Origin of the sequence: Methylobacterium sp. J-077, from assembly GCF_022829365.1 — a bacterium.
In the GTDB taxonomy this organism is placed as follows: domain Bacteria; phylum Pseudomonadota; class Alphaproteobacteria; order Rhizobiales; family Beijerinckiaceae; genus Methylobacterium.
Map to the genome: position 1 here is coordinate 35,066 of NZ_JAKSYJ010000119.1, position 13,680 is coordinate 48,745.

At 70.2% G+C, this 13,680-nt stretch carries 11 protein-coding genes and 1 other RNA gene; 3 read left to right on the forward strand and 9 right to left on the reverse strand.

Going from position 1 to position 13,680, the window contains the following annotated elements; all coding sequences use genetic code 11:
* Positions 1–167 precede the first annotated feature (167 nt).
* From MKL11_RS13120 to MKL11_RS13150, 7 genes are all read right to left on the reverse strand, one after another.
* Positions 168–1,181, reverse strand: a complete 1,014-nt coding sequence (locus MKL11_RS13120; protein ID WP_243944101.1) for a peptidoglycan -binding protein — start codon at positions 1,179–1,181, stop codon at positions 168–170.
* Positions 1,181–2,158: a MotA/TolQ/ExbB proton channel family protein gene (locus MKL11_RS13125; RefSeq protein WP_243944103.1), complete on the reverse strand. Its 978-nt coding sequence runs from the start codon at positions 2,156–2,158 to the stop codon at positions 1,181–1,183. The genes MKL11_RS13120 and MKL11_RS13125 overlap by 1 nt, the downstream gene beginning before the upstream one ends.
* 253 nt (positions 2,159–2,411) lie before the next feature.
* Positions 2,412–3,230, reverse strand: a complete 819-nt coding sequence (locus MKL11_RS13130) for a TIGR00282 family metallophosphoesterase (RefSeq protein WP_243944106.1) — start codon at positions 3,228–3,230, stop codon at positions 2,412–2,414.
* A gap of 3 nt (positions 3,231–3,233) precedes the next feature.
* Positions 3,234–3,851, reverse strand: a complete 618-nt coding sequence (locus tag MKL11_RS13135; RefSeq protein WP_243944107.1) for a 5-formyltetrahydrofolate cyclo-ligase — start codon at positions 3,849–3,851, stop codon at positions 3,234–3,236.
* Positions 3,841–3,997, reverse strand: a non-coding RNA gene (gene ssrS, locus MKL11_RS13140) — 6S RNA. The genes MKL11_RS13135 and ssrS overlap by 11 nt, the downstream gene beginning before the upstream one ends.
* A gap of 102 nt (positions 3,998–4,099) precedes the next feature.
* Positions 4,100–4,348, reverse strand: a complete 249-nt coding sequence (locus MKL11_RS13145) for a hypothetical protein (protein WP_243944110.1) — start codon at positions 4,346–4,348, stop codon at positions 4,100–4,102.
* A gap of 206 nt (positions 4,349–4,554) precedes the next feature.
* The gene (locus MKL11_RS13150; protein WP_243944112.1) at positions 4,555–6,075 is read right to left on the reverse strand and encodes a formyl transferase; all 1,521 of its coding nucleotides are present in this window, start codon (positions 6,073–6,075) and stop codon (positions 4,555–4,557) included.
* Between the two features lie 256 nt (positions 6,076–6,331).
* Here MKL11_RS13150 and MKL11_RS13155 point away from each other — a divergent pair, with 256 nt between their 5' ends.
* Positions 6,332–8,437 carry a GumC family protein gene (locus MKL11_RS13155; protein ID WP_243944114.1) on the forward strand — a complete coding sequence of 702 codons (2,106 nt, stop codon included), beginning with the start codon at positions 6,332–6,334 and terminating at the stop codon, positions 8,435–8,437.
* Positions 8,434–9,729, forward strand: a complete 1,296-nt coding sequence (locus MKL11_RS13160; RefSeq protein ID WP_243944116.1) for a VpsF family polysaccharide biosynthesis protein — start codon at positions 8,434–8,436, stop codon at positions 9,727–9,729. The genes MKL11_RS13155 and MKL11_RS13160 overlap by 4 nt, the downstream gene beginning before the upstream one ends.
* A 7-nt stretch (positions 9,730–9,736) precedes the next feature.
* On the opposite strand, the gene MKL11_RS13165 is transcribed toward MKL11_RS13160, so the two are convergent.
* A complete protein-coding gene (locus tag MKL11_RS13165; protein ID WP_243944118.1) occupies positions 9,737–10,981 on the reverse strand; it encodes a glycoside hydrolase family 5 protein in 1,245 nt (414 codons plus the stop codon).
* Positions 10,978–12,159, reverse strand: a complete 1,182-nt coding sequence (locus MKL11_RS13170) for a DUF1972 domain-containing protein (RefSeq protein ID WP_243944120.1) — start codon at positions 12,157–12,159, stop codon at positions 10,978–10,980. The genes MKL11_RS13165 and MKL11_RS13170 overlap by 4 nt, the downstream gene beginning before the upstream one ends.
* 108 nt (positions 12,160–12,267) lie before the next feature.
* Between MKL11_RS13170 and MKL11_RS13175 the strand changes: the two genes are divergently transcribed.
* A complete protein-coding gene (locus MKL11_RS13175) occupies positions 12,268–13,623 on the forward strand; it encodes a glycosyltransferase family 4 protein (RefSeq protein WP_409565855.1) in 1,356 nt (451 codons plus the stop codon).
* Positions 13,624–13,680: the final 57 nt, after the last annotated feature.

Genomic DNA, 13,680 nt, shown 5'->3' on the forward strand with positions numbered 1-13,680 from the left:
ACCGGCCTAAACCGGATCACATTCGCCCGACTTTTGCTTGCCATCCGAAACCGATTAGATAATTTCCCTACAGATATGGAATGAGCATTGATCCGACACAACGAATATAAGCCTAAATCGTAAAATACCACCGCCGCTTCAACACTGCGACCACAGTGCTACGCTCGCTACCGCTCCGTAAGCTTCATCTCGATCCGGCGGTTCTTGGCGTAGGCATCTTCGGTGGTGCCGGTGTCGAGGGGCTGGAACTCGCCGAAGGCGCCGGCGAGCAGGTGTTGGGGCGGGATGCCCTTGCCGGCGAGGTACTGCACCACCGCGATGGCCCGGGCGGCCGAGAGCGCCCAGTTCGACGGGAATTGCGCGGTGGTGATCGGCCGGGCGTCGGTGTGGCCGTCGACCCGCAGGACCCAGGGGAGGTCGGCCGGGATCTGCTTGGCGAGATCGGCGATGGCGCCGGCGATCCGGTCGAGTTCGGGCCCGGCCTCGGGCTTGAGCGTCGCCGAGCCGCCGGGAAACAGCACCTCGGATTGCAGCACGAAGCGGTCGCCGACCACGCGGATGTCGGGCCGGTTGCCGAGGATCTGGCGCAGGCGCCCGAAGAAGTCCGAGCGGTAGCGGGCCAGTTCCTGGACCTTCTGGGCCAGGGCGACGTTCAGCCGGCTGCCGAGCTCGGCGATGCGCACCTGCGATTCGCGGTCGCGGGTCTCCGAGGCCGCCAGCGCATCCTCCAGGGCCGCGAGCTGGCGGCGCATGGCGCTGATCTGCTCGTTCAGCAGGTCGACCTGCGACAAAGCCCGCTTGGTGGCGCCGCGCTCGGCCTCGATCTGCTTGTCGAGGGCGCCCGCGGCGCCTTGGCTGACCGTGGCCGCCTCGGCCTGGGACTTGGCCTGGTCCCGTTCGGCCTCGACCCCGGCGAGCGTGGTGCGGAGGTTGTGCACCTCGTCCTCCTGGCTGCGGCGGTTCGAGCGCTCCAGGGCCAGCAGGTCGGTGAGATCGGCGATCTGGCGGTTGAGCTTGACCAGCGTGGCGTCCCGACCGGTCAGCTCCTGCGACAGGAAGAACTGCCCGACCACGAACACCGTCAGCAGAAACACCACCGCCAGCAGCAGCGTCGCCAGCGCATCGACATAGCCCGGCCAGACGTTGAGGGGGCGCCGGGCGCGGGCCGCGGTCGAGGCCACTACACCCGCTCCCGGCCGAGCCGATCGAGCACCTGCTTCAGCTCACGCTCGCGGCTCGCTTGGGCCTCGACCCAGTCGCGGATCATCTGCTGCTCCGCGCGCATGTGCTGGACGAGGCCCTGGATGCCCTCGGCGAGGTTGGTCATGGCGAGCGTCGCGGTCCGGCCGCCCCCGCCCTCGGAGACGATCGCGGTCAGCCGCTCGATCGCCTCCTTCAGGTCCTGTGAGCCCGCGGCCGGCCGGATGGCGCCCGCTGCCGCGGGCTCGGCCACGGCCTGGCCGGAAAGCAGCCAATCCTGCAATTCGTTGTGGAAACGGGCATGGGCCTGACCGGCCTGCAATTCCAGGAAGCCGGTGATCAGCGAGGAGGCGAGGCCGAACAGCGAGGCCGAGAAGGCGAGCCCGATGCCGGAAAGCGGCACGGCCAAGCCGGATTTCAGTTCGTCGAACATCACCCCGGCATCGCCGCCGCCGCGCATGCCCTTGATCACCCCGCCCACGGCGGAGAGGGTGTCGATCAGGCCCCAGAACGTTCCGAGCAGGCCGAGCAGGATCAGGATGCCGGCGATGTAGCGCAGGATCTCGCGGTCCTCGTCGAGGCGCGCCGCGATCGTATCGAGATAGCCGGACGTCCCCGGCAGGAGCGCCCCGGTCTTCCGGGCGGCGATCATCGGCACCATCGGCGCCAGCAGCGCCGGCGGCTTTTTGGCCTGGCCGCCGCTCGCCACCGCGTTGACGTAGCCGACCTCGCGGTAGAGCCGGATGACCTGCCCGAAGGCGATCAGCACCGCGATCAGCAGCACCCCGAGGATCAGCCCGTTGAGCCCCGGATTGGCCAGGAAGGCCGGGGTGATCTGCCGGAACAGGATGAAGGCCAGGAAGCCCGCCAGGATCAGGAAGATCACCATCCGCCCGAGATAGATCCCGGGCCGTGCCAGCGGCTGTATGTTGTTCTCGTTGTCGTCGCGGGCGGCCATCGGTCGCTCTAGCCTGGTCTCACCATGAAGCCGCCGGCGGGCGGGATCCGTCGCGGCCACTGTGGGGGCAGCCCTGCACGCGATCAAGTCTCGCCACGGACACGCTTGTGTGGCGATCGGATGGTCCGGACCGGATCACGTAGCCGATCCGGCGCACGAGGCGCGCTCCCGCGCGGCGCAAGCAGGCCTTTGGGCGTAGCGCCTGATCGCGGCGGTCCACCGACGTTCCCGGCTCGGACGTTCGGCCGCCGCGCTAATCCCAGAAGTGGGGCCGGCTTTCCTCGAGGTTCGGCCCGAGGCGAACCGCCGCGACCTTGACGGCCAGCCCGTCCGCCTGGGTTTCCACCGCGACGCCGCAGAGCGTGGCCTCGCCGCCGGCCACTTCCCACCGGGAACCCGGCGTCTTCTGGATCATCCGGCGGATCGGCTCGTCCTTCTGCATGCCGATGACCGAATCGTAATCGCCGCACATGCCGGCATCCGACATGTAGGCGGTGCCGCCGGGCAGGATCCGATGATCGGCCGTGGGCGTATGCGTGTGCGTCCCGACCACGAGGCTCGCCCGTCCGTCGAGGTAATGGCCGAAGGCCTGCTTCTCGCTGGTGGCTTCGGCGTGCACATCCACGATTACGGCGTCCGCGGCAGCCCCGAGGGGGCAGGCGGAGAGTTCGCGCTCCACCGCGGTGAACGGGTCGTCCATGGCGTCGAGGAAGACCCGGCCCATGACGTTGACCACCAGCACCCGGGCGCCGCCCTGCGTCTCCACCACGGTGGCGCCACGGCCGGGAGTGCCGGGCGGGTAGTTCGCCGGCCGCACCAAGCGGGGCTGGCGGGCGATGAACACCAGCGCCTCGCGCTGGTCGAAGCTGTGGTTGCCGAGCGTCACCGCGTCGGCACCCGCCTGGATCAGCTCGTCGCAGATCGTCTCGGAGATGCCGAAACCGCCGGCGGAATTCTCGCCGTTGACCACGACGCAGTCGAGCCGCCAGCGCTCGCGCAGCTTGGGCAGGCGCTCGCAGACGACGGTACGGCCCGGACGACCGATGACGTCGCCGAGAAAGAGCAGCCGCATGGATCAGGACTTCCTGTCGAACCGGGTCACGCCCAATTCGGTGATCATGAACTGGAGCGGCCGGTCATGCGGCTCGGCCGGCACGCGATCAACCCGTTGGACCGAGAATCCGACCCCGACGGTGAGGACGGGCCACAGGCGGGAGAGGCGCGTGATCGCGCCGTCGTAGTAGCCGCGGCCATAGCCGATGCGCTGGCCGCTCCCGTCGAAGGCGGCAAGCGGCACGATCAGGGCGTCGGGCTCCACCGGCGGCAGCGACGGATTGGGCTCGCTCAGGCCGAAGCGTCCGGCGACGAGGGCGTCCCCGGCCCGCCATTCGCGAAAGATCAGGCCTTCGGGGGTGACGTGCGGCAGGGCGACCCTCTGGCCGCGGGCGAGAAGCCCCTCGGCGGCGAGACGCGGATCGACCTCGCTGCGGATCGGCCAGAACGCGCCGACCAGCCGGGCCTCGGCAAGCTCCGGAAGGGCGAGGAGCGCCTGCGCGATCAGAGCGGAGGCGTCACGTCGGGCGGAGGGCTCAAGCGCGTCGCGGACGGCCAGCGCCGCGCTGCGCAGCTCGGCCTTGAGCGCCGTATCGGTCTTGGCAGGGCCGGCTTCAGGAGAAGGAGAGTGCGGAGCCACGTGAGCCGTTGGAGGATCGATCCCGGGAAACCTACAGAGTAGGTGGGCGCCGTGTTGGCCAAGTCCAGGGACGAGGCCAGGGACAGCTCCCGAGGGAGTCGATAAGGCCCCGGGGAAAGTGCTCCTGACGAACTCTGCAGCCCCGCCTCCGCAATGTAGCGATCTCGGGGGGCTCCCGCCAGGGCCGGGGGGATCGAAATATCGACGGGCCGCGATCGGCCGGGCGGCCTCGGTTCGGTGCAACGCGCTCAGCGCGACCGGTCGGCCGCGCCGGCGACGACCGCGCGGGTGCCGGCCAGGATCTCGGCCCGCACGGTTTCGGTCGGGGCCGCGTCCCAGAGCTGGATCAGCTCGATCAGCCCGGCCTGATGCATCGAGGCTGGGTCGACGAAGAATGCGTCGACCGGAACGCCGACGACGGAGGCGATCCGGGAGAGCTTGGCAATCAAGTCGCGCCGTGCGGGCGTTTCGGGCCGGATCATCGCGCTCACAGTCATGAAACAGCCACTCCGATGCATCGAACGCCCGCGAGATCAGACATTCTCAAACCAGAATGCAATCTATGCAATTAATCACTCCGAATTAAAGCACGTATAAGTTGCGTTATCCACGATAGGGATACGGATCCGCCGACCGGATACCGTCTTGGCGGCTGAAAGCGCCGCCGGTCGGCGGTTTGGGGCGCGGGTGCCCGTTGAAGCGGTCAGGCGCGGCCCGGGATCCGGATCCGGGCTGCCCGGGCCGAGCCGTCGATGCACTCGATGCCGCCGCCCGTGTTCAAGGTGTGAAGTCGGCTGCCAGACCAGGCCGGGCCGGCCTCGATGCGGCCGATCAGGGTCTGGGCGAAGCCCTCCGGGTCGAGGCGGTCAATTCGGGCCAGCCCCAGAGCGCGGCCGTAGCCCTGTGCACAATCCTGGACCGGGCGGATCAGGCGGCCGCCGCGTTCGACGATGCGCCCGGCGGGCCGCGCGGTCGCGGGATCGATCAGCACCGGATTGGCCGGATGCGGCGTGTAGGGCCCGCGGAAATCCGGGGCGGACCAGAGGCAGAGCGCGTCGTGGTAGGAGCCCGAACCTGCGGGCGCGTTTGGGACGGCGTCGCGCACGGTCGCGAAGATCCACCAGCGGCCGGCATGCTCGATCAGCGTCGCATCGCTGGCGACCACGCCCGAGAGCAGCGTCGCCTCCTTCACCCAGCCCCCGGGGTAGCGGGTCGCGCGGTAGAGATCGACGGTGCCCGACGCGGAGCTCTCCGGCACCATCCAGGCCTCGCCGTCGCGCGCGAACACGAACGGGTAGGACAGGTGATAAGGCTCCTCCAGCACCGGAACCGGCGGACCCTCGGGACCGTCCGGGCCGAACCGGACGGCCGAGATGATCGCCTTACCCGTGGCGTGCGGAAATTCCTCGACGAAAACGTGCGTGCCGCCGGCATGAGTAAGCGGGAACGGGTCGGCGTAGAAGCGATGGCCGTCATCCGGCAGGGCGTTCCAGCCGGTCTCGGGATGGCGCCCGAGGTCGATCAGGTCCGGCCCGTCGAGGCGGCGCCAGCCGCAGCGCCAATGCGGGGCGCGGTAGCAGAGATGGTACAGGCGGTGCACCACGGCCCCGGCCAGCATCCGGGCGGCTCGGGTGCCGAGTTCGGCGCCCGACAGACTCCGCTCGGGCTCGGAAGGCGGCACGGGCGCGGCCGAGAGCGATCCCCGGATTCCCACGGCGCGGCGTCTCATGGTGGCCGCGACCAGCGTCACCGTCCGGGCGAGCGCGTCGTCGACGCTTGCCAGCAGGATGCCGGGCCGATCGGTGCCGAGCCGGCCCTCGGCCACGATGTTTCCCGCCTCGATGAGCGTCAGCCGGGGGACCACCCCGGCCAGCAGGCTCGCCAGAAGAGCGTCGTCACCGCGCCGCCCGTCATAGGCGAGTTGCCAGAGTGCCGGGCCGGCCGGGAGATCGCCGCACAGGTCGAGCACCAGATCCGGCTTCGCGTCGGGGCGCCGCCATGGGTCGAGGGCGATCGGCGGCAGGCGTTCCGAGCCGAGGCGCGGCAGGCCGTGGATCAGCGCCTCCAGCCGGAACAGCAGCTCGACGGTATCGGGCCATCCGTCCGGAACCTGTGCGGCGTCGATGCTTACGGCGCGGATGCCGGGGATGTCGGCGATTCGCTGCAACAGGGCAATCTGCCAGCGGCGCGGTTCGGCGCCGTCCAGACGAACTCTCACATGCATGATGAGGCCCCTCACCCAGCGCGACGATCCGCCGGATAACGGCCGCAGATCCGATCTAATTCCCAAACCGTAACGGGAACGATAACCCTATAGGCAGCCGGGTTTGTCGGAGTGCGTTTACCAGACGCCGAGTAATCGGTGCTTGCGCCGACGACCCTCGGCAGTCTTGAGGGATTGTCAGCAGTCTGCGCGGCTCTTGCAGTGGGAGATGGAGCCCGCGAGGGATCGACCGAGTTCGAGACGATGGTGACCGATCGTGGCACAGATCGACCGTAACATTGCCGTGGCGACCTGGCTCGCGCCGGTCCATACGGCACAACCCGAGCGGCCGGGCCCGACCAGGCCCGAGACCACCGCCGAGTTCGGCGACCTGTGGCGCATCCTGTGGCGGCGCAAGCGCACCGTGCTGGGTACCGCCCTGGTGCTCGGCCTGCTGGTCCTGGCCTATGCCCTGATCACCCCATCCCTCTACACCGCGACCGCGCAGATCCTGATCGACCCGCGCGACCGGCAGGTGGTGCTGAACGACGTCAATCCCGGCGCCCTCTCGCCGGATGGCGGCATCGCCCAGGTCGAGAGTCAGGTGAAGGTGATCGAATCGGACGCGGTGCTGGGCCGGGCCGTGACCCAGGCGCACCTGGACAGCGAGCCGGGATTCGGAGTCGCCCAAGACGGCCTGATCTCCCGCACCGTCGCGTCGCTGCGGGAGATGGTGCTCGGCCCCAAGCCCGAACGGCCGGTGGATCCACGCGGCCGGGCCCTCGACCAGCTGCGGCGCAAGCTCGCGGTCAAGCGCGCCGACAAGGTGTTCGTGATCGACGTGGTGGTCACCACGGTGGATCCGGACCTGTCGGCCAGGATCGTCAACGCCATCGCCAACGCCTATCTCGCCGACCAGACCGAGGCTCGCTCCGACGCCGCCAAGCGCGCCTCGGGCGACCTGCGCGGACGCCTCGACGAGTTGCGCAACGCGGTCAACGCCGCCGACAAGAAGCTCGAGGATTACAAGGCGCGCAACGGCCTGATCGCGTCGAGCGGCCGGCTCGTGAACGAGCAGCAGCTCACGGATTCGAACGCCAGGCTCGTGGCCGCCCGCGGCCGCACCGCCGAAGCGAAAGCGCGCCTGCAGGGCGTCAAGGATGCGCGCGGCCAGGCGATTGGCTCCGGGGCGATGCCGGAGGCGGTCCAGTCGTCAGCGGTCGACCGGCTTCGCGGCCAGTATGCCGAGCTTGCCGCCAAGGAGGCGGATCTGCGTACCAATCTCGGCGAGCGCCATCCCTACATCGCCGCCGTGCGCACGCAGATGCAGGACGTCCGGCGGCTGATCGACGCCGAATTGAACCGCATCGCCGGCGCGGCCGAGACCGAGTACCAGCGCGCCCTGGCCAACGAGAAGTCGATCGCCGCCGATCTGGAGAAGCTGCAGCGGCAATCGGCAGTGACTGCGCAATCCTCCGTCCAGTTGCGCGAGCTGGAGCGGGAGGTCGAGGCGGCCCGCACCGTCTACAACACGTTCCTGGTCCGCACTCGCGAGATCAAGGAGCAGTCGGCCATCGACAGCTCGAACGCCCGCATCATCACCTCGGCCCGGCCGCCGCAGGATGCAAGCTGGCCGCCGCGGCTGATCCTGGTCGCCGCCGCCCTGGCGGGCGGCCTCGGGCTGGGCGCCGGCCTCGCGCTGACCCGGGAATACCTGGAACCGACAGTGCTGTCGCCGCGCCAGCTGGAGCGGCTCTCGAACGCCCCCGTGGTCGCGGTGATCCCGGGGCTGCAGCCGGGCGGGGCCAGCACCGCGGCCGCGCGCTTCACCCTGGACCACCTCGCCAGCGACGCGGGCACCCGCAGCCGATCGCTGGCGCTGCTGGTCACCTCCGGCGAGGCCGAGGCGTCCGAGCGCCGGGCGGTGATCGCGTTGCTCGCCTCGGTGGCGGTGGCACGCGGCGACCGGGTGCTGCTGATCGATGCGGACCTGCGCGCCGACGGCGCCGGCACGGCCGGCCTCCTCGACGTCCTGCGCGGCGAGCAGAGCCTCAACGCGGTGACGCAGGTCGATCCGAAGACGGGCGCCCGGAGGATCGGGCTCGGCGACACCCAGAAGCCGATCCGCGACGCGCTCGTGCCGGCCCATATCGAGCGCTTCCTGGCGGGCGTGAAGGGCCGGTTCGAGTTGGTGATCGTCGATGGCGGTGTCCTGTCGGAAAACCTGCGGCTCGGCCCGATCGCCGCGGCGGCCGACCGGCTGCTGCTCGTCGTCTGCAACGGCGCCACCCGCCAGCGCGACCTGATCGACCTCGTCGACACCTCCGAGGCCCTGGGCCGGCCGGTCTCGGGTTCCCTGCTGCTCGACCGGCGCAGCGCGTGAGCACGGCGCGTCCGGCGGGTTTCGCGCACCGGCAGGCGGCGCGGACGCGGCCCGGCGCCGGCCTGGCCCGGATGGAGTCGCTGGCCTTCGTGGTGCTGACCGTGGTGCTAGTCGGCGTGTCGGGCGGCCTGCTCTGGGCGCTCGGCCTCAACTACGACGGGATCAGCGGCTCAGCGCCCTCGAAGATCCATCCGGCGACTTACATGGCGGTCGTGCTGGTCGGCTGGACAATGCTGCGCGCCGGCAACCCGGTGATCCCGGTGGCGCAGGCGCTCAACCGCCGGCCGGCCTGCGTGCTGCTCGCCACCTGCGGCGTGCTGCTCCTCGTGCTGATCGCGGCCCGCGGCGGCACGGGGCTGGCCGGCTCGATCGACACCTTCGTGCTGGCCGGGCTGATCCCGATCCTGCTCATGGAGCGCGACGCCGCGACCCTGCGGCGGGTCGAGACCGTCTTCCACCTGATGATGCTGGCCAACGCCCTGCTCGGCCTGTTCGAGTTCGCCAGCGGCCAGCGCTTCTTCCCGTTCCGCTTCGACGGCATGGCGTTCGAGACCGACACGCGCTCGGCCGCGCTCCAGGGCCACCCGCTGGTCAACGCGACGCTGACCGCCTGCTACATCCTGGCGCTGGCGAACGGCGGCAGCCGGCTGAGCCCAGCGCTCCGGGCCGGCATGATCGCCGTGCAGCTCGTGGCGCTCGTCACGTTCGGCGGCCGCTCGGCCACGGTGACGACTCTGGCGCTCGGCGGGATGGTCGGGCTGGTCGCCCTCAACCGGACCCTGCGGAGCAACCGGATCCCGCTGATCGGGGCGGCCTGCGCCTGCTTCGTGCTGACGGCACTGCCGGTGATGGTCGCGGTGCTCGCGGCGGTGGGCTTCTTCGATACGCTGCTCAGCCGGTTCGTCTCCGACGGCGGCAGCGCCCAGGCCCGGGTCGACATGCTGGCGATCTTCGACGCGATTCCGTTCCGGCAATTGCTGCTCGCCCCCGACCTCCTGCAGGTGAGCACCCTGCGGCGGATCTACGGCCTGGAATGGGGCATCGAGAACTCGATCATCTCCGACGTGCTCTACCACGGCATCCTGGTGACGACGCTGCTGGTCGTGGCGGTGGGGCTCTATCTCGGCGAGATCGCCCGAAACTGCCGGCGCGGCGTCTTGCTGCCGATCCTCACCTTCGTCATCCTGGTCAACACCTTCGAGGGGTTGGCCGGGAAGACTACGATGCTCGCGAAGTTCGCGCTGATGCTGATCGTTCTGTTTCCGCCCGGTGATCCACAGAAGCGGGGCTGAGGGCCGTTCAGGGCCGCGCTCCAAGCCCGAGCGCAGCCACCAGCGCCGGGTCGATGACGTGAGCGTCGTCCATCAGGCCGAGCCCGTCGAACAGGTTCCAGAACGACCAGCCGAAACCCGCATGTTCCGCCGCGCGCCGCACGTCGCCGAGATAGGCCGCGCGGTCGGCGGCCCGGGAGGCGGTGTAGCGGGCATCGGTGCGCAATGCCCCGAACTCGCCCATCAGCACGTTCCGGGGCGGGATCCCGTAGAGGTCGGCCCAGGCCGAGACCGGGGCCAATTCCTTCATCAGATAGGCCGGACCCGGCTCGGCCGCGAAATAATCGCGCAGCTTCGCCTCGATCACCGTGAGGTCCCGGGCCTTCTCGACCCGCGGGATTTTGGTGTCGGCCATCATGCGGGCGCGGATCGCCCCGAGGGTCTCCGGCATACGGGCCGGATTGCCCGGCCAGGGAACGGCGTTCAGCCAGCGGTAGAACGGCTCCTCGGTGAGCCAGGTCGCGCCTTGGTGGGAGAACAGGTACGGCTCGTAGAAGTGGAAGGTGTAGAGCAGCGGCGCGAACCGGGTGAGGGTCGCCGGGTCGAGGCTGGTCAGCCCGGAGACGAGGCTGCCGCAGGCGCCGGTCGCCACCAGGGTCAGGTCCGGCGCAGCCGCCCGGGCGGCGGTGAGGAGCCCTGCCTGGACCCGGTTCCAGGCGCCGGCCCCGCAGGCCTGCGGCGGCTCGTTGACCGGCTCCAGCGCCACCCGGCCGCTGCCCTTCCGGGTGCAGAGCCGGGCCAGCTCGGCGATCAGGTCTCGATAGGCCGGATAGAGCGGCGCCTGATCGGAGCCGTAGAAGGCGTCCGGCGTGTAGTGGTGTGTGGCGGCGTTTGCCTGGACGTTGACGAGGACGCGCATCCCGGTCGCCAGCACGGCGTCGATCGCGGCCGAGAGGGTTCCGAGAAGCTCGGCCCGGCGGGCGCCCGTGAAGGCCACGAACGGTCCGGGATCCAGGGGCAGCCGTGTGAAGTCGAAGCCGAGTCCGGCCAGGCGACGCAGGTCGTCCCGGGTCGGCACGGGGCGGTCGGCCTGGAACGGCGGCCACGCATAATCGGTGCGCGGGGCCGGCAACTCGGTGGTGAGCGAGAACCACGGCCACAGGGCGATGCCACGGCGCAGCGGAAGCGGCTCGGGGCCGGACGCGGCCGGGAGCGCGCCGGCACCCGCGACAGCGAGCCCGCCGGCCAGGATCTCCCGCCGGTTCGCCCTCACCCGTCGATCCCGGCCGTCGCCCGGACGGGGCTCGCTTCCACGCCGGATCGCGGGCGCGGCAGCCGTGGGTAGCCGCCGACCACACGCAGTTCGTCTTCGTAGGCGGCCAAAATATCGTCCCAGCGAAAACGCTCGGCCTGCGCGCGCGCCGCCTCACCAGCGGCAATCACCGCGTCGTCGTCGGCGATCACACACTCGATCGCGGCAGCGCAGCTGTCGCCGTCGGTGAAGTAGAACTGGCCGTCGCCGGCCGTGCCGCGGTTGAACGGGTTGTCGTGGGCGATCACGGCGTTGCCGGCCCACAAAGCCTCCACCAGCGACGGATTGGTGCCGCCGACCGTGTGGCCGTGGAGATAGGCGCGCGCGTGGACGCGCAGGCTCTGGACGAGGTCCGGCTCGTAGATCGCCCCCGGCATCAGCACCTCCAGCCCGGCGGCGTCCTCGACCGCGCGGTGATAGGCGTTGCCGGCCTTCAACGTTCCGAGCACCACGAGCCGCATGCCCCGCGGCTTGCGTGAGAACGCCTCGACGAGGGTCAGAATGTTGTTGTCGGGCTCGATGCGGGCGATCGAGACCAGGTAACGGCCCGGCGTGAGCCCGAGGGGCGGCGGCCCCAGATCCGCCGGCGGCGGATCGCCCCCGTAGGGAATCGTCGCGATGGCGCTGCGCGGGCGACGCCGGGCGAGGTGGTCGGCGATGGCCGGATGGTCGGCGACCAGCCGCTGCGACGACCACGCCGCGATCCACTCGCTCAGGTAGAAGAACGCCCGCACCGGCAGCGGCCATTTCGGCCGGCGCCACTCAATCCCGTCCATGTTGGTCAGGATCTTGGCGCCGCGCGCCCGGAGGTAGGGCAGGAACGCCGCGCCGTTGTAGCCGAGCACCAGGCAGACGCCGCCCCGCGCCGCCGCGTCGTGCGCGCAGACTGCGTCGAAGGCGAGGGTCGCGGCCGGACCGCGGAGCGCGACCTCCACGGTGATCAGGTCGATGCCGTTCCAAGATCGGGTCGAGACCCGGGTCCGCACCCGCTCGACCTCCTGCTGACAATACACGCCGACCCGCCAGCCGCGACCGGCGAGATACAGCGCGAGTCGTTCGGCGAAAGTCTCGAAGCCGCCATGGGCGGCCGGAATCCCGCGTGTCCCAAGAATAAGTAGTGTGGGCGCGTCGACGGGCACGGCTCTTCCTTTCTTGTTAGCGGCTCATATTGTACGGAGACAGGAATAACGGTCGCCTAAACAGGCGATACAACTCACGGTTGTTGTAGACTGATAAGTATTCATCTTATGGTAGATAGCTCGATACTCGCGACACCTTCTAGCTCAGTCGGCGCCCGTGGGGCATCGCATCCGTTCGCTTTTGGGCCGGAGACCGCGCAGACCCTGCAGCGTGATGCATTCACCGCCGAACCGGGAGCCGCCGGGGCGAGGGGCACGTTCGCCTTCGCGCGTGCGCCCGGAAGCGGGCTCGTCAATCGCATCACCTGCGTGCACCAGGGCTTCGAGCTCTACGGGTCGGATCGCTGCTTCATCGAGACGGTGCGCACCATCCGGGCCGCCCATCCGACAGCGCGGATCGACGTGGTCCTGCCTCGGCGCGGCCCGATCGTCGCCGCGCTGGAGCCCTATGCCAGCGCCATCGTGATCGAGCCCCTGTGGATCCTGCGGCGCAAGAACCTCGCCCGGCTCGCCACGCTGGGGATGATGGCGCTGCCCTTCGCGGTGGCCCGGGCGCTGCGACGCCTCCGGGACAGCGACCTCGTCTACATCAACACCACCGTGGTGGCGGATTACCTGCTGGCTGCGCGTCTGCTGCCGGGGCGCAGCATCGTACACGTCCACGAGATCCCGGAAGGCGCCGTGCTGAAGGTCCTGCGCGGGCTGATCCGCTGGAGCGGCGCCAACGTGGTGTTCAACTCGCGCGCCACCGAGCGAGCCTACGCCCTGCCCGCGCAGGCCACGGCGCGCGTGGTCTATAACGGCATCGCCGGACCGGCCGAGCCGAACGGGCGGGCTTACGACGGTACGCGCCCCCTGCGGGTGCTGATGCTCGGCCGAATCAGCCGAATCAAGGGCCAGGACGTGCTGGTTGAGGCGTTGGCCTCCCTGCCCGAGGCGGTTCGCAGCCGGATCGAGCTCAAGATCGTCGGCAGCGCCTTCGAGGACGCCGCGCGCGAAGAAGCGCTGGCTGCGCGCATCGCCGAGACCGGCCTGGCGAAGCAGGTCACGCTCCAGCCATTCGTGGACGACCCGTCCGAACTCTATCGGTGGGCCGACGTGGTGACGATGCCGTCGCAGCGTCCGGAATCGCTCGGCCGGGTCGCGATCGAGGCGATGTCCTACGGCGTGCCGCCGCTGGTCACGGATATCGGCGGCCTCCCCGAGGTGGTGGCCGACGGCAAGACCGGCTGGATCGTGCCCCCCGGCGGACCGGAGCCGATCGCCGCATTGCTCGCGCGCATCGCCACGGATCCAGCCAGCTGGAGCGGCTTCGGCGCGGCGGCCCGGGCGCGTTACGAGACCCTGTTCTCGGAGGCCTCGGCGGCCGAAGGAATCGACGCCATGGTGCGGGCGACCCTACGTGGGCCTCGCAACACCGACGCGGCGGTGCCGGCGGAACGGACCGCGCGCCCGACGGCGTGACCGGCGCGCGTCAGGTCTTTGCCGATCGGCGGCCCCGATACCGGAATCCCTCCGCGG